Annotated in this window: 14 protein-coding genes and 1 pseudogene; 6 read left to right on the forward strand and 9 right to left on the reverse strand. The window is 51.4% G+C overall.

Features of this window, described 5'->3' with window-relative positions:
* Window positions 1–340 precede the first annotated feature (340 nt).
* The 6 genes from DBY90_RS12005 to DBY90_RS12030 all read right to left on the reverse strand — a co-directional run bounded on the left by DBY90_RS12005 (window position 341) and on the right by DBY90_RS12030 (window position 5,556).
* The gene (locus DBY90_RS12005) at window positions 341–1,231 is read right to left on the reverse strand and encodes an NAD(+) kinase (protein WP_070492720.1); all 891 of its coding nucleotides are present in this window, start codon (window positions 1,229–1,231) and stop codon (window positions 341–343) included.
* A gap of 21 nt (window positions 1,232–1,252) precedes the next feature.
* Complete coding sequence (locus DBY90_RS12010) at window positions 1,253–1,825, reverse strand: ubiquinone biosynthesis accessory factor UbiJ (RefSeq protein ID WP_070492719.1); 573 nt, start codon at window positions 1,823–1,825, stop codon at window positions 1,253–1,255.
* 110 nt (window positions 1,826–1,935) lie between these two features.
* Window positions 1,936–2,730 (reverse strand): SDR family oxidoreductase, encoded by a 795-nt coding sequence (locus DBY90_RS12015; protein ID WP_107987295.1) that lies wholly within the window; start codon window positions 2,728–2,730, stop codon window positions 1,936–1,938.
* 12 nt (window positions 2,731–2,742) lie between these two features.
* Window positions 2,743–3,882, reverse strand: a complete 1,140-nt coding sequence (locus DBY90_RS12020) for a hypothetical protein (protein ID WP_070492717.1) — start codon at window positions 3,880–3,882, stop codon at window positions 2,743–2,745.
* 353 nt (window positions 3,883–4,235) lie between these two features.
* A complete protein-coding gene (gene gloB / locus DBY90_RS12025; protein WP_070493313.1) occupies window positions 4,236–4,985 on the reverse strand; it encodes a hydroxyacylglutathione hydrolase in 750 nt (249 codons plus the stop codon).
* 127 nt (window positions 4,986–5,112) lie between these two features.
* A complete protein-coding gene (locus DBY90_RS12030; protein ID WP_070493309.1) occupies window positions 5,113–5,556 on the reverse strand; it encodes a type IV pilin protein in 444 nt (147 codons plus the stop codon).
* A gap of 320 nt (window positions 5,557–5,876) precedes the next feature.
* On the opposite strand from DBY90_RS12030, the gene DBY90_RS12035 reads away from it, so the two are divergent.
* The 6 genes from DBY90_RS12035 to DBY90_RS12065 all read left to right on the forward strand — a co-directional run bounded on the left by DBY90_RS12035 (window position 5,877) and on the right by DBY90_RS12065 (window position 12,526).
* Window positions 5,877–7,058, forward strand: coding sequence for an efflux RND transporter periplasmic adaptor subunit (locus tag DBY90_RS12035; protein ID WP_016688395.1), 1,182 nt, complete (start codon window positions 5,877–5,879; stop codon window positions 7,056–7,058).
* A gap of 95 nt (window positions 7,059–7,153) precedes the next feature.
* Entirely contained in the window at window positions 7,154–9,091 is a 1,938-nt protein-coding gene (locus DBY90_RS12040; protein ID WP_003758058.1) for a MacB family efflux pump subunit, read from the forward strand.
* 91 nt (window positions 9,092–9,182) lie between these two features.
* The gene (locus DBY90_RS12045; RefSeq protein WP_070493304.1) at window positions 9,183–9,857 is read left to right on the forward strand and encodes a glutathione S-transferase family protein; all 675 of its coding nucleotides are present in this window, start codon (window positions 9,183–9,185) and stop codon (window positions 9,855–9,857) included.
* Window positions 9,858–10,087: 230 nt separating this feature from the next.
* Window positions 10,088–10,564: a DUF1877 family protein gene (locus DBY90_RS12050; protein WP_070492809.1), complete on the forward strand. Its 477-nt coding sequence runs from the start codon at window positions 10,088–10,090 to the stop codon at window positions 10,562–10,564.
* A 213-nt stretch (window positions 10,565–10,777) separates the two neighbouring features.
* Window positions 10,778–11,068: a helix-hairpin-helix domain-containing protein gene (locus DBY90_RS12060; protein WP_070492808.1), complete on the forward strand. Its 291-nt coding sequence runs from the start codon at window positions 10,778–10,780 to the stop codon at window positions 11,066–11,068.
* A gap of 75 nt (window positions 11,069–11,143) precedes the next feature.
* Window positions 11,144–12,526 carry a TolC family protein gene (locus DBY90_RS12065; RefSeq protein ID WP_070492807.1) on the forward strand — a complete coding sequence of 461 codons (1,383 nt, stop codon included), beginning with the start codon at window positions 11,144–11,146 and terminating at the stop codon, window positions 12,524–12,526.
* Window positions 12,527–12,911: 385 nt separating this feature from the next.
* Here DBY90_RS12065 and DBY90_RS12070 read toward each other — a convergent pair.
* The 3 genes and pseudogenes from DBY90_RS12070 to DBY90_RS12080 form a co-directional block, all read right to left on the reverse strand.
* Window positions 12,912–13,143 (reverse strand): annotated as a pseudogene (locus tag DBY90_RS12070) (Arm DNA-binding domain-containing protein); the annotation flags it as partial.
* A 380-nt stretch (window positions 13,144–13,523) separates the two neighbouring features.
* Entirely contained in the window at window positions 13,524–13,841 is a 318-nt protein-coding gene (locus tag DBY90_RS12075; protein ID WP_070492806.1) for a helix-turn-helix domain-containing protein, read from the reverse strand.
* Entirely contained in the window at window positions 13,838–14,176 is a 339-nt protein-coding gene (locus tag DBY90_RS12080) for a type II toxin-antitoxin system RelE/ParE family toxin (protein WP_070492805.1), read from the reverse strand. The genes DBY90_RS12075 and DBY90_RS12080 overlap by 4 nt, the downstream gene beginning before the upstream one ends.
* Window positions 14,177–14,953: the final 777 nt, after the last annotated feature.

Consider the following 14,953-nt stretch of genomic DNA (forward strand, 5'->3'; position numbering starts at 1 on the left):
GGGGTGTTCCAAGCGAGGATGGGCATGGCGGGGTCGTCTGAAAAAAGGGGGGGAAACAGATAAAAGTATCTCAGGAATTTTTATAGTGGATTAACTTTAAATCAGGACAAGGCGACGGAGCCGCAGACAGTACAGATAGTACGGCAAGGCAACGCCGTACTGGTTTAAAGTTAATCCACTATATCGTCTTTTATCATCAATTTTTAGTGTAAATGATTGATAAATTTTGTTATTCCAGCTTGCGCGGGAATGATGGAATGTGTGTATTTGGGATTTGAACGGATGGTTATTAAAGGTCGTCTGAAAACTGGGCAATCGGGTTTCAGACGACCTTTGGTGTTTATACGAGTTGTTCGCCCCAGTGCAGTTTTTGGCGCAGGGTTCGGAAGTATTGGTAGTCGGTGGGATGGAGGATGCGCAGGGGGTTGTGGTAGCGGCGAATGATGATGCGGTCGAGGTTTTGGACGTCGATGAAGGATTGTCCGTCGAAATGGACGCGGGCGTCGCCGCTTTGGGTAACGAGGATTTCGATTTCGGAGGTATCGGGGATGGCGATGGGGCGGTTGGTCATGGATTGGGGGCAGATGGGCACGAGGGTGAAGGCGTGCAATCCTGCCTGCATGATGGGGCCGCCGGCGGCAAGGGAGTAGGCGGTGGAGCCGGTGGGGGTGGAGACGATGAGGCCGTCGGAGCGTTGTGTATAGACGAATTCTTGGTTGATGAAGACTTCGAACTCGATCATCTGACCTGCGCCGCCGCGCGAGAGGACGGCATCGTTGAGGGCAAGGGCGCGGTGGATGGTTTCGCGGTCGCGGACGAGGGCGGCTTCGATGAGGATGCGCTCTTCGGGCAGGTATTTGCCTTCGAGGACGGGCTGCAGCTCTTCGGTCATGTTTTCGCGGGGGATTTGGGTGAGGAAGCCTAAATGCCCTTGGTTGATGCCGATAACGGGTACGGTGCGCGGTGCGATTTCGCGGGCGACGGAGAGGAATGTGCCGTCGCCGCCGAGGACGATGACGAGGTCACAGTGTTTGCCCAAGTCGGATTTGCTGACGATGTGGCAGCCGACGGTATCTTGAACATAGATGCAGCGTTCTTCTATGCCGATTTCGTCAAGATAGACGGTAAAGCCGTGTCCCTGTAGGAATTGGATGAGGGTGTGGGCGGTGTTTTGGATTTCGGGGGTATTGGGGCGGGTTACGATACCGATGTTGTGAAACGGGCTGTTCATAGGCATAGGGTCGTCTGAAAATTAGTCTATCCAGATGTCGCGTTCGAGCCGGTCGAGGCGTTCATTAAGGCGGGCAACGTCGTCGCGCAGTTTGTCCACTTCTTCCATCCAGGCGGACAGGGTGGCGGCGTCGATAACGGGGGATTCGGGTTCGCGGGAAAAGTCGCTGATTTGCTCGGCTATGCTTTGTCCGATTTTTTTGACGGTTTGCCCGATGTTTGCGGCGCGTTCGCTGATGCTGCCTGCGAGTGAGTCGCCGAAGATGCGGGTGAGGTCGTCTGAAGCGTAGTAGCGCAGGCTGCCGAGTATGGGCAGGACGGTCATGCCGAGCATGAGGTCGCCTTCGAGGCTGATGTCGCCGACGCCGGGTTCTTGTCCGGTCAGGATTTTGCGGATGGCGCTTTGGTGGAAGGTGATGAGGGTGTCGGCGGGTTGGTCGGCGGTTTCGAGGAAGCCGTCGTGATTGATGCGTCCGGTCAGTCCGAATCCGGCGAGGTTGAGGCTCAGGGTTTTGCCTGACAGGCGGGACAGGTCTTGTTGATGTTCCGGATTTTGCTGTATCAGGTGGTTGATAACGGGAAATAGGGCGGACATAGGGTGTTCTCGATACTTTCGGGCTTGGGGTTGTTAAGTAAGACTGTGTTTTTTGGTTTTGGTTTTGCCGCTGCCGAAAGGTCGTCTGAAACGGTCGCGGAGCGCCAATTTTACAGGCTTAATCCGTCGGCGGAAACGGTATTTACAATTTTGCCGCCGCCGGTGCCGTCGGGCGCGAAATCGGGCGGCGGGAGGCCGAGTTTGGCGGCTTCGGCGGTGTAGAAATCGCGGCGGGTCGGATGGTGCGGTTCGACGATGTTGCGGATGCGTCTGCCGTTTGGATGGAGGGTCGTCTGAAACAGGGTTTCGACGGCGATGTCGCGGTGGACGATATTGACGGGCCGGTTGCCGCCCGGGATGTTTTGCTTTTGAACAAGGCGGCTGACGGGATGGCGTTCGGCGCAATAAAGCCCGCCCAAGCGCAGGATGTCAATGTTTGGCACGCCGCTGTCGAGCAGGTATTGCTCGGCGGCGAGGATTTGGCGGGCGGACTCGGTTTGCGGATCGGGTGCGGAAGTTTCGTCGCATTCGCGCGCTTTATCGCCGTAAACGCTGGTGCTGCCGGTGAAAATCAGGTGTTGCACATTGCACGCTCGGGCAAGTTCTGCCCATTGTTTGACGGTGTCGGCGTAATGCGTCAGCGAGGATGGCGGCAAGAGGCAGAACCAAACGGGTTTGTCGGCGTGGTGCCGCCAAAAGCTTGTATCGCGGGCAAGGTTTGCGCTTTGAAACACGTTGTCTTGATTGAGATCGAGGGTGTCGAGGTGTATGGGCAGATTAATATCGTCCGAAGTCAGGCTGCGCTTGACGGCGGCGACGCGGCTGCCGTGTTCGTAGAGTTTCTGCGCCAAAGGGCGGCCGAGATAGCCTAGGCCTAAGATAGATGCGTCGGGGGAAGTATTCATGATGTTGATGGTTCAGATGTAGTCTTTTACGTTCGGGCTTCTGCCGAACACGGCTTCGTGCGATTGGCGGATACAGAGCCGGTTGAACATGACGCGTTGGGTTTGGTCGTCGTCGATAATCTTCACTTTGCCTTGCAGTTTCGGCGCGTCATGATGGAAAGTATTTTTAAAATCGTGCCAGCGTGCGGCTTGCAGATGGACGACGGCAAACATATCGTGGGAAATATTGACACCGATGCTGATGAGTTCGGACGATGCCTGAATGCAGAAACCGCTGTCGGCAAAGAGGCACAGCCCCGTATCGCCAGGATAGCGGAACAGCTCGATTTTGACGGCTTGCGGTTCGGCAAAAACGGCGCAGAACAGCCGCTCGAACAGCGACGGTTGCGAAACGCCTTCGCTCAACATGCCATACAGCCCTGAAAGCCAGTTGACATAGCCGAGAAAGGAAAAATGGAAATCCTGCATGATGGATTCGATGCGTTTCGGGTCGTGGCGGCTGATGAGGCTGACGAACTCGAATCCCGCTTCGGGGAGCCGTGAGCGCAGGACTTGAAGCAGGCGGTAGGCAAACGGGTTTTGATGGTTGCGGGGATTGCGCAAAATGCCGAGGAATTTGAGCCGCAGCACGCGCCACAGCGCATCGGGGACTTTGACTGAGTCTGTTTCGGTGAGAACGGCTTCGCTCGTTTTAGCAAAACTCGCTTCGCTCGTTTTCAGACGACATCCGGGCAGCGTGCGCAAGTGTTCGCAGGCATCTTCGTAGCCGCTTTCGTGGCGGTTGAACCAGCTTTCGAGGTTGTATTGGTTGCCGGTGTTTTCAACGAAAGCCAGCGTGTAGAGGTTTTTCGCCGCCAGATTGCCGATGATGTTGACGCTTGCAGCTTCGGGCAGGGCGGCCGGTTTGGCAGAGTGTTTGCGTTTTTTCCCTTCATCATGCGGCTGATGGGGATGAGTGCCAAACAAGGATAGGGGCAGCCGGTAAACATTTTGGTTTTGCGGACTGACTTGGGGATTGTGCGCATGCTGCCGTTGCTCGGTTTGGGCGATATAGTGGTGTTCCTTGGTCGGATTCGCCGTCAAAAGCGCATAGGGCTTACTGCTGCCTTCGGGGAGCGGCTGGTCGCCTAGGATGAAAACTTGTCGGGTCATGGCTTGGGAAAGGTCGTCTGAATGTGCCGATTATAGTTTATCGGGGCAAAGGTATTCAAAATCCCTGCAATAGATTGGAACGCAGGTTTTATAGCCGATTGAAATATAGTGGATTAACAAAAATCAGGACAAGGCGACGAAGCCGCAGACAGTACAGATAGTACGGAACCGATTCACTTGGTGCTTCAGCACCTTAGAGAATCATTCTCTTTGAGCTAAGGCGAGGCAACGCCGTACTGGTTTAAAGTTAATTCACTATAAAAGGGCTGTCATTCCTGTCCGTGTTTATACAGGGAAGGGAGAAGGGATCAATTATTTTGGTTTGAATTGGCTGGATTGAGTTTTCAGACGACCTAAAAACGGTTTTTCAATTCCCGCAGCGCGGCGAATACTTCCAAACCGCTGTCCAGTTGCTTCCCTACCAATTCTTCAACCCGTTCGCGGACATGGGGCAAATCGACCCGTAAAAACGGATTGATTTTGCGTTCATGCGCGAGGGTTACAGGCAGGGTCGGAGTATCTTCCGCCGCGCGCAAAGCCGCTTGAATATCGGGATTTCCCGGTTCGATAAATTCGGCAAAACGCAGATTGGCGGCAGTGTATTCATGCGCAGGATAAAACAGCGTGTCTTCGGGCAACTGATTGAATCTTTGGAAACTGTCGTACAAATCTTCTATCGTTCCCGTAAACACCCTGCCGCAGCCGGCAGAGAATAATGTATCGCCGCAGAAAACGTGTAAACCTTCGGCGTTTTCCAAAAGATAGCTGACGTGGCGGTCGGTATGGCCGGGCGTCGCCCACACGGTAACCAGCCCGTCACCGAAGGGAAACTGCGTACCTGCCGTAACCGTATGCGTTGCCAAGTCAATATCCGCCTCACCGTACACGGGTGATTCCATAAAGCCGTTTTTGAGGGATTGGACTCCGCCGATATGGTCGTGATGCAAATGGGTAATCCATGTTTGCGCCAACATCAGGCGGTTGCGGACGAGGAATACCAAAACGGGCGTGGCATCGGACGGATCGACGCAGGCGGCGTGGTTGCCGGCTTGAATCATCCAGATGTAGTTGTCGTTTAAGGCTTTGACAGGGGTGATGTTCATAATGTGGTTTCCTCACTTGGAAATAGCGGATTTTAGCTGATGATGAAAAGGTCGTCTGAAAATCTTGAACAAGTTTTTCAGACGACCTTTTGTATGAACGGATAAAAATAGCGGCAGTGGGTTCGGATTATTTTTGATCTATGTGTTCATATCCGGGGCAATCCTCGCTGTTTGCTGAGCTGCTTGCCCAAAAGATACCGTCGCTGTCGAGATAGACGGAGCAGGTCTCTTTGCTTTTGTATCCGTCATTCGGTTTGGCTTCGAGCAGGAAGCCCGAGGCGGACGGATTCTCTTTCCCTTTTTGGGTGTTTTGATAGTCGAAAAACTGGATGGTGAAGTATTCGTTTTGAACCAGGTCTGTTGCCGGGAAATTCTCAAACGTACGGTTTTGCGCGTAGAAGCGTTCGAGGTTTTGAGCGTTGATCAGCAGCTCGGAACGGACGTTCTCCAAGCGGCTTTTACGGATAAAGCGTTCGTAGGACGGATAGGCAAGGGTGGCAAGGATGGCGAGTATGACGATGACGATGAGCAGCTCGACCAGCGTGAAGCCTTTTTGTAATGTGTTTTTCATGATATGTCGTAATTTTTATTGTATGGACGGGAATTCAGACTGCAATTATAGTTCTTTTCTCCCATTTTGAATGTTTGGATAAATTTCAGGATTGGGAAAATATGTAAATGCGTTGCAATATCTTGGAAATGGTTTTTTATAAAATGATTATAAAACAATTTATTATGATTTTATTTGATTTGCCGTTGACTTGGCTGGGGTAAAGGTTTGAAGTAAAATCCGCCCGTTTTCAGCGTTTTCGGCGGATAAGTGTTGGGATTATGCGACATGAATCGGGTGCCGGATTGAACAGATGAAATGGATGAATCAGAAAGTCAGTTATGGCAAAAATCATTAATAAATGGACGGTCGGAATAACGGTTGCTGCGGTGCTTGGGTTTGCGGCGTGGTCTTATTTTCAGCCCGAACCTCAAACTTCTTACATCACGGAAACGGTCAAACGCGGCGACATCAGCCAGACGGTATCCGCTACGGGCGAGATTTCGCCGTCGAACTTGGTGTCGGTGGGCGCGCAGGCTTCGGGGCAGATTAAGAAGCTGTACGTCAAGCTCGGGCAGCAGGTTAAAAAGGGCGATTTGATTGCGGAAATCAATTCGACCACTCAGGTGAACACGCTGAATACGGAAAAATCCAAGCTGGAAACGTATCAGGCGAAATTGGTTTCTGCCGGAATTGCGCTGAACAGTGCGGAGAAGAAATACAAGCGCGAGGCGGCTTTATGGAAGGAAAACGCGACGTCCAAAGAGGATTTGGAAAGTGCGCAGGACGCGTTGGCTGCGGCTAAGGCGAATGTTGCCGAGCTGAAGGCTGCCATCAAGCAAACCAAAATCTCCATCAATACTGCCGAATCGGAATTGGGCTATACCCGCATCGTTGCGACGATGGACGGTACGGTGGTGGCGATTCCGGTGGAAGAAGGGCAAACCGTGAACGCGGTGCAGTCCACGCCGACGATTATCCAGTTGGCGAATCTGGATACGATGTTGAACAAAATGCAGATTGCCGAAGGCGATATTACGAAGGTGAAGGCTGGGCAGGATATTTCGTTTACGATTTTGTCCGAACCGGATACGCCGATTAAGGCGAAGCTCGACAGTGTCGATCCGGGCCTGACCACGATGTCGCTGGGCAGCTATACCACCAGCACGGACACGACTTCCAATGCGATTTATTACTATGCCCGCGCTTTGGTGCCTAATCCCGACGGCAAACTTTCTATCGGTATGACAACGCAGAACACGATTGAAATCAACGGCGTGAAAAACGTTTTGCTCGTGCCGACGCTGACGATTAAAAAACACGACGGCAAATCGTTTGTCAGCGTTTTGGGCGCGGACGGTAAAGCTTCGGAACGCGAGATTACGGTCGGTCTGAAAGACAGTATGAATACCGAAGTGAAAAGCGGTTTGAAAGAAGGCGACAAGGTGGTGATGTCGGAAATGAGCGCGGCGGAGCAGGCTGAAGCGGCGCAACGCGCCATGCAGGGCGGTCCGCCGAGATAAATAGGCAATAGGTCGTCTGAAAGTTTTGTTTCTAGCAAAATCCCGCTTTCAGACGACCTTTCCAATCCATACATCATTATCGGTCGGAAACACTTATGAGCTTAATCGAATGTAAAAACATCAACCGCTACTTCGGCAGCGGCGCGAACCGCGTTCATGTGTTGAAAGATGTCAGCCTGTCGATAGAAAAGGGCGATTTCGTCGCCATCATCGGGCAGTCCGGTTCGGGCAAATCCACGCTGATGAACATCCTCGGCTGCTTGGATAGCGCGACTTCGGGTTCGTATCAAATCGACGGCATCGAAACCGCCAAAATGGAGCCGGACGAACTGGCGGCATTGCGGCGCGAACGCTTCGGCTTTATTTTCCAACGCTACAACCTTTTGGGTTCGCTGACGGCGCGGGACAACGTCGCCCTGCCTGCCGTGTATATGGGCATGGGCGGCAAAGAGCGTTCGACGCGCGCGGAGAAACTGTTGCAGGATTTGGGTTTGGAAGGCAAAGAGGGCAACAAACCCAGCGAGCTTTCCGGTGGTCAGCAGCAGCGCGTCTCCATCGCCCGCGCCCTGATGAACGGCGGCGAAATCATCTTCGCCGACGAACCGACCGGCGCGCTCGATACCGCCAGCGGCAAAAATGTGATCGAAATCATCCAAAAGCTGCATAAAGAAGGGCATACCGTGATTATGGTTACGCACGATCCCGGTATCGCCGCCATCGCCAACCGCATCATCGAAATCCGCGACGGCGAAATCATCTCCGACAGTTCAAAAAATCCCGAAATCCCCGAAAGTAAAATAGAACGCATCAAAGAAAAATCTTCGTGGCTGTTTTATTACGACCAATTCGTCGAAGCCTTCAAAATGTCGGTGCAGGCGATTATGGCGCACAAAATGCGCTCGCTCCTGACCATGCTCGGCATCATCATCGGCATCGCCTCGGTCGTGTCCGTCGTCGCTTTGGGCAACGGTTCTGAGAAAAAAATCCTCGCAGACATCAGCGCGATGGGGACGAACACCATCAGCATCTTCCCCGGGCGCGGTTTCGGCGACAGGCGCAGCGGCAGGATTAAAACCCTGACCATTGACGACGCCAAAGTCATCGCCAAGCAAAGCTACGTCGCTTCCGCCACGCCGCAGACGACCTCCGGCGGCACGCTGACTTACCGCAACACCGATTTGTCCGCCTCGCTTTACGGCGTGGGCGAACAATATTTCGACGTGCGCGGGTTGAAGCTGGAATCGGGCCGCCTGTTTGACGAGGGCGATGTAAAAGAAGACGCGCAAGTCGTCGTGATCGACCAAAACACCAAAGAAAAACTCTTTGGCACAGACGTCAATCCCTTGGGCAAAACCGTCCTCTTCAACAAACGCCCGTTGACCGTCATCGGCGTGATGCAAAAAGAAGAAAACTCCTTCGGCAACGCCGACGTATTGATGCTCTGGTCGCCCTATACGACCGTGATGCACCAAATCACCGGCGAGAGCCACACCAACTCGATTACCGTCAAAATCAAAGACGACGCCAACACCCAAGTCGCTGAAAAAGGGCTGACCGAGCTGCTCAAAACGCGGCACGGTACGGAAGACTTTTTCATGAACAACAGCGACAGCATCAAGCAGATGGTTGAAAGCACCACCGGCACGATGAAGCTGCTGATTTCCTCCATCGCCTTGATTTCGTTGGTGGTCGGCGGCATCGGCGTGATGAACATCATGCTGGTGTCCGTAACCGAGCGCACCAAAGAAATCGGCGTGCGCATGGCGATTGGCGCGCGGCGCAACAACATCCTGCAACAATTCCTGATTGAAGCGGTCTTAATCTGTATTATCGGCGGCTTGGTCGGAGTAGGGCTGTCCACAGCCATCAGCCTCGTGTTCAACCAATTCGTTACCGAATTTCCGATGGAAATTTCCATCGGCTCTGTTATCGGTGCGGTTGTCTGTTCCACCGCCATCGGCGTAGCGTTCGGTTTTATGCCCGCCAACAAAGCCTCCAAGCTCAATCCGATTGATGCTTTGTCTAAGGATTAAGTTTTCAGACGACCTCCAAACCCAAAAGGTCGTCTGAAAACCCCGTTTGGCTATTGTCATCACAATGAACATACACACCGAGGAAAACCGAATGATTACCCTGCATGTATTGGCACAGTCCCGCGCCCTGCGCATCGTCTGGCTGCTCGAACTTATCGGCGCACCGTATCAAATCAAAACCTACACGCGCCATCCCGAAACCCTGCTCGCTCCCGACGAACTCAAAGCCGTACACCCGCTGGGCAAATCCCCCGTTATCGACGACGACGGATTCGTGCTCAACGAAAGCGGCGCGATTACCGACTACCTGATTCAAACCTACGGCGGCGGACGCTTCATGCCCGAACGCGGCAGCCAAGATTACTGGCATTACCAACGCTGGCTGCACTATGCCGAAGGTTCGCTGATGCCCTTGCTTTTGCTCGGGCTGGTGTTCCGCAAAATAGAAAATGCCCCTATGCCGTTTTTCGTCAAACCCGTTGCACGCAAAATCAGCGGCAACGTCAAAAACGGCTTTATCGAACCGCAAGCCGCCTTGCATCTTGCCTACGTCGAAAACGAATTAAACGGCAAAGACTGGCTGGTCGACAACCGGCTAAGCGGCGCCGACATCATGATGAGTTACCCGCTGCAAGCCGCCGCCGACCGCTTCGGATTGGCGGACTATTCCAACATCCGCGCCTATTTGCAGCGCATTGAAAAAGACCCCGCCTATCAAACGGCGGTACAGAAAGCAGGCGGCCCGCTGCTGCGTTTGGATAAATAAGGTCGTCTGAAAAAGCAAAAGTCGGGTCAGAACCCGACGCAATACCGAACACACGATTCACACAATACATTGCGAAAACAGCCCGAGCGTCGTCCGAATCCGCAACATATAGTAGATTAACTAAATCAGGACAAGGCGAGGCAACGCCGTACTGGTTTAAAGTTAATCCACTATATTTCAGACGACCCCTCCCGAAACAGGCATCTCAAGCCTTCAATACAAGGAAACCTATGGACGTTTACGCAAAATACGCCGCCTACCCGCAAAGCGGCATCGAACAAATCAAAACTTCCTCCGGCACCCCCGCCGCCGTATCAGAATGCAGCGCAGGCAAACTATGGGACGCGCTGCATTTCGTCCTGACCGGCAAAGGCTCGGACGATGCCGACGCGGCAAACCCGTTGAGCAAAGCCATGATTGGCAACATCCTGCGGCAGGACGAAGAAGCGGGCGAACACACCGGCTGGATCGACGATACCGAAACCGCCGAAGTAGCCCAAGCCCTGAACCAAGCTGACTTCGCCGCGCTGCTCGACGGTAAAGCCGCAGCAGATTTTCAAAACAACCAAATCTACCCCGATATTTGGGGCGATGAAAAAGCATTTGCCGAAACCCGCGCGGAATTGGCGCAGCGGTTTAAAGAACTCGCCGCGTTCTACCAAGCCGCCGCCGAACAGCATTGCGGCGTCGTGGTCAGGATTTCATGATTTCAGACGACCTGTTTGAGTGGGAAGAGGTCGTCTGAAAAAAGTAAGTCGGATACTTGTATCCGACATAAATTCAAATAAGAAATGGCTTCGTCGTTATTACTGCGCAGGCGGGAATGACGGCGGCGAAAGTAGCGCGGGCTTCGCCCGCGAAAACAAGTTGATACATCCGATTGTAGGTTTTCAGGCGGCCTTCAAAACAAAGGGTAAAACATGAACCCCGACAAAGTACAACGAAGCAAGCTGAATACATTGACCGACCTGCCCAATGTCGGCAAAGCCGTGGCGGAGGATTTGGCTTTGCTCGGCATCACGCAGTCGCAGGATTTGGCGGGGCAGGACGCTTACGAAATGTACGACCGCCTGTGCAGCCTGACCGCAACCCGACACGATCCCTGCATGATCGATATTTTCCTGTCGCTGGTTGATTTTATGCAGGGGAACGAACCGAAGCCGTGGTGGCAGTTTACGGAACAGCGAAAAGCGTTTTTAGCCGATAAATAAACGCAGCCGATGAGATTGTTCAGACGACCTCGCTACCTTTCAGGTCGTCTGAAACCTTAAACCGAAAGACACAACATGCAGACAAAACCTTTTTTTCAGACGGCCTTATCCCTGTCGCTCGCCCTTTCCTTAAGCGCGTGCGCCGTCCACAGCACCGACAAAAACCTCACGCTCGAATCGACAGGGCAGGTGATGAGTGCGGCGGAAACCGCCGAACGCTACGACGTGAACGGCAATTGGTGGGAAATCTATCAAAGCCGGCAGCTCAACGCCCTGATGGCACAGGCTTTGGAAAACAATATCGATTTGAAACAGGCGGCCATCAGCGTCAATAAAGCCCTGTATCAGGCGAATATTTTGGGGGCGGATTTGGTGCCGTCGTTCAGCGGCTCGTTGAGTGCGTCCACATCCAAAAACCTGAAAACCGGCAGCCACGGCAACACCTTCAGCAGCCAGCTCGGCTTGAGTTACGAATTGGATTTGTGGCGCAAACTCAGTGCCACCGCCGACGCGCAAGTATGGGAATACCAAGCTACACAGCAGGATATGGCAAACACGCGCCTGACTTTGATCAACAATGTCGCCGACGCCTATTTCAATATCGCCTACCTCAACGAAGCCATTGAATTGTCGCAAAAATCCCTCAAACAATATCAGGAAATCAACCGCATTGCCGATGCCAAGTTCCGCTACGGCAGAGCCGATTCCAGCCAGCCGACGCAGGCGAAACAATCGCTGTTGAGCGCGCAAAACAACCTGATTTCCCTGAAAAACAGCCTCGACACGCAAAAACAGGTTTTACGCAACCTGCTCAACCTCAAACCGAACGAAGCCATCGCCGCCGACCCCGCGCAATACCGACTGCTGTCCGTCAAAGGCGTGAACCTCGACGTACCGATTACCGTGTTGGCAAACCGCCCCGACCTGCGCGCCGCCGAATACCGCCTGCAATCCTCGCTCCAATCCGTCGAAGCGCAAAAACGCAGTTGGTATCCCTCGATTACCTTGGGCGCAAGCTTGAGCACGTCGTCTGAAAAAGCCAAAAGCACGTTTAATATCCCGCTCTTGGGCGGCTCCGCCACCATCAACCTGCCGTTCCTCAACTGGCAGACCATGAAGTGGAAAGACAAAACCGCCCAAGCCAATTTCGACAGCGCCAAACTCAACTTTGAAAAAGCCCTGACCACCGCGCTGAACGAAGTCAATACCAACTACCTCGCCTACCAAAACGCCCAAGCCGCGCTCAACAACCAAGAGCAGCGTTACGCCTTGGACAAGAAAAACAGCCGCTACTACCAAGTGCGTTACCAACACGGCAAAAACGAGCTGAAATATTGGCTGGAAGCGTTGAGTACGGAATACGGCTCCGCCCAAAACGTGCTGAACCAGCGGTACGAAACGCTGAAATACGAAAACATGGTGTATAAAGCGATGGCGGGACGTTATACGCCGAAGTAGGAATGAGCAATTTCAAAATGCCGCCTGAGAAATCAGACGGCATTTTTAATTTTGTTAATCAAATTAATCGAAGATGATGTAGCCGGTTCTTTATTTAACTGACCTGATGCACAAGAAATACTTATCTTAAAACCCTGACAAATGGCTAAGTACGATTAGTGCTTTCTGATTGTTCTACACGCCACAAAGAACAGCAGTCTCAGCGGTTTTATTGGTGCTTTTTCAGGTGTTGTACCATGCACCAACAAAAGCACCGACATTTTTATGCCGATTCGGGTAGATTTGTGTAGATGGGAAAAGACGAAAAACGGGGAAAAATAAAATGTAATACTGAATGAAATTATTTAGATACAAATGGTTGTATATAAGAGTAGGACGGAGATACAATCAAACGGCGGGCATTCTCGGCAGCGGCGCGGGCTTCTGCCAGTGATACGGTCGGATATTTGCCGATAGTCAGTGTTTTTTCTTTGCCGTCTATTACGGTATTTCAGGCGGAAAACTTTCCCGCCTGCTGGGGTAACTTCAAGATATAAGCCGCCGCCGTCAAACATCTTGGTCTTTTTACCTGTTTCGGCGGGCTTGGCGTTTTTGATTTGTCGGTCATTCAGCGGCACGGTGGGGGTATGTTTTAGGGGGTATTTTCAGATACCATGAATCATACCCCCTGATTTTGGTTGATTCAATTAGATTAAATTAGACGGCGTTATGTAGCCAAAAAGAAAACAATGGAATATAAAGAAGTCTGAAACCCTTGCATTTACAAGGATTAGTTAATGGCATTAGACGGGATTAAATGAAAAAAAAACGCTTAGAATTTCTAAGCGTTTTTGTATGTTGGTGCGACGGAGAGACACAAACAAAAGGATTAATACATTGTTTTATATCATTAAAATAATCAAGAAATGAGGATATACCCCCAAATAAACCCCCATTTTGTCAAAGTCAAAATTTTTCAGGGGTAAGCATTACTCCACTTTAGCTGTTCGCCATCAGATTAGCGGCTGATATTCAGTTCCGCCGTTTTGCCTGTCTTAGCAAGCATGGTTAATAACGCATCTATCGTGAACTTGCTGATTTTGCCGTTTACCAAATCGGAAACACGGGGGCGGCTGGTGTTAAAGATTTCTGCCGCCTGTTCCTGTTTCAAGTTCTGCTCTTTTATCCATGCGCTGACGCTTTCGGCAATCTGTAACTTGGTTCTGATAATCATATCGCTATGTGCCTTGAGTTTGGCGGCTTCGTCAGGCTGAAAACCCAAATCGGCAAAAACATTACCGCCTACCGGTGTAATATGCGTGGTTTTCGATGTCATTTTTCTATCTCCTGTATCAATGCCCTATATCGGCTCTTGATGATTGCTGTGTCTTTCGGGGCGGTTTTTTGGCTCTTCTTTTGGAAGCTGTGCAATACATAGACGGCTTTTTCAAACTTAGCCACATAAACCACTCTAAACGCCCCGTCGGGCAAACGTTTTCTAAGTTCCATAACCCCGCTGCCAAGACTAATCATCGGTTTGAAGTCTGTCGGCTCTAAGCCATTTTGGATCAATCCCAATTCATAGCCGAAATGCCTTACCGCTTCAATCGGAAAGGCTTTTAGGTCTTCTAGCGATGTATCACGCCATTCAATCGGCTTCTCTCTGTTCATGTATCAAATTTTATACAGATAAGCAGCAAGAGGCAAGAATAAAGAAAAAGCGTATATACACAAAAAAACGCAAAAATCGTTTGTTACCTTGTTACCAATGGCTGAAAGCCTTGCCAGTCATAGCTCTCATGGTAACAAGACACATATCTTAACCTTGTTACCGTTTGTTACCGCCCCTGTTTTTTGGGCGTAACCATATGAATATAAAGGGGTAACAAATGGTAACAAATCGGTAACAAGTAAATCTATGTTCATTTGTTACCGTATTTTCTTTATTTTTATATTAATATTCATATAGTTATAAATGTTAAATTTTGCGGTAACAAAGGTAACAAATGATTTTGCCTCGCGCATAGGGTTTTATCTGTCCGCGCGTCTTGGTCTTCTTTTCCCTTTTTATGGACTCTAAAAATTCGTTGTATGGCTCGCGCGCGCGTATTGGTCTTGAAATTATTTATCCCTCGCCTGTCTTTGTCGGTCATGGCGGAAACAGGGCGTAATTGTGCTATCAGCGCGCTTTGCCGTTTGGGTATGGATTGTCTGAAGTAATGGGCGTAAAAAAGCCCGCCTGTATCAGTCATGGCGGGCTTGGTGGGCGTTTTGAATTAACCCCATGCAAACGGTCAGTCGTCCAGTTCCATATTTGGGGGCAGCACATAAAACCAGCCGCTACCTTTGCGCTGGTGTTGGTAGCCTTTGTTTTTGTGGTTGTATTTCAGCAATCCTCCGTCTAACAACACGCGGCAGACTTTTTGTTCATCGAAACTTTGGGCGATT

This window comes from Neisseria mucosa, assembly GCF_003044445.1.
Lineage (GTDB): Bacteria > Pseudomonadota > Gammaproteobacteria > Burkholderiales > Neisseriaceae > Neisseria > Neisseria mucosa_A.

What these genes read in the sequence shown, in the direction of transcription:
- DBY90_RS12005 (WP_070492720.1), bottom strand. Translation starts at nt 1,231, where the DNA reads ATGAACAGCCCGTTTCACAACATCGGTATCGTAACCCGCCCCAATACC.
- DBY90_RS12010 (WP_070492719.1), bottom strand. Translation starts at nt 1,825, where the DNA reads ATGTCCGCCCTATTTCCCGTTATCAACCACCTGATACAGCAAAATCCG.
- DBY90_RS12015 (WP_107987295.1), bottom strand. Translation starts at nt 2,730, where the DNA reads ATGAATACTTCCCCCGACGCATCTATCTTAGGCCTAGGCTATCTCGGC.
- DBY90_RS12020 (WP_070492717.1), bottom strand. Translation starts at nt 3,882, where the DNA reads ATGACCCGACAAGTTTTCATCCTAGGCGACCAGCCGCTCCCCGAAGGC.
- gloB (WP_070493313.1), bottom strand. Translation starts at nt 4,985, where the DNA reads ATGAACATCACCCCTGTCAAAGCCTTAAACGACAACTACATCTGGATG.
- DBY90_RS12030 (WP_070493309.1), bottom strand. Translation starts at nt 5,556, where the DNA reads ATGAAAAACACATTACAAAAAGGCTTCACGCTGGTCGAGCTGCTCATC.
- DBY90_RS12035 (WP_016688395.1), top strand. Translation starts at nt 5,877, where the DNA reads ATGGCAAAAATCATTAATAAATGGACGGTCGGAATAACGGTTGCTGCG.
- DBY90_RS12040 (WP_003758058.1), top strand. Translation starts at nt 7,154, where the DNA reads ATGAGCTTAATCGAATGTAAAAACATCAACCGCTACTTCGGCAGCGGC.
- DBY90_RS12045 (WP_070493304.1), top strand. Translation starts at nt 9,183, where the DNA reads ATGATTACCCTGCATGTATTGGCACAGTCCCGCGCCCTGCGCATCGTC.
- DBY90_RS12050 (WP_070492809.1), top strand. Translation starts at nt 10,088, where the DNA reads ATGGACGTTTACGCAAAATACGCCGCCTACCCGCAAAGCGGCATCGAA.
- DBY90_RS12060 (WP_070492808.1), top strand. Translation starts at nt 10,778, where the DNA reads ATGAACCCCGACAAAGTACAACGAAGCAAGCTGAATACATTGACCGAC.
- DBY90_RS12065 (WP_070492807.1), top strand. Translation starts at nt 11,144, where the DNA reads ATGCAGACAAAACCTTTTTTTCAGACGGCCTTATCCCTGTCGCTCGCC.
- DBY90_RS12075 (WP_070492806.1), bottom strand. Translation starts at nt 13,841, where the DNA reads ATGACATCGAAAACCACGCATATTACACCGGTAGGCGGTAATGTTTTT.
- DBY90_RS12080 (WP_070492805.1), bottom strand. Translation starts at nt 14,176, where the DNA reads ATGAACAGAGAGAAGCCGATTGAATGGCGTGATACATCGCTAGAAGAC.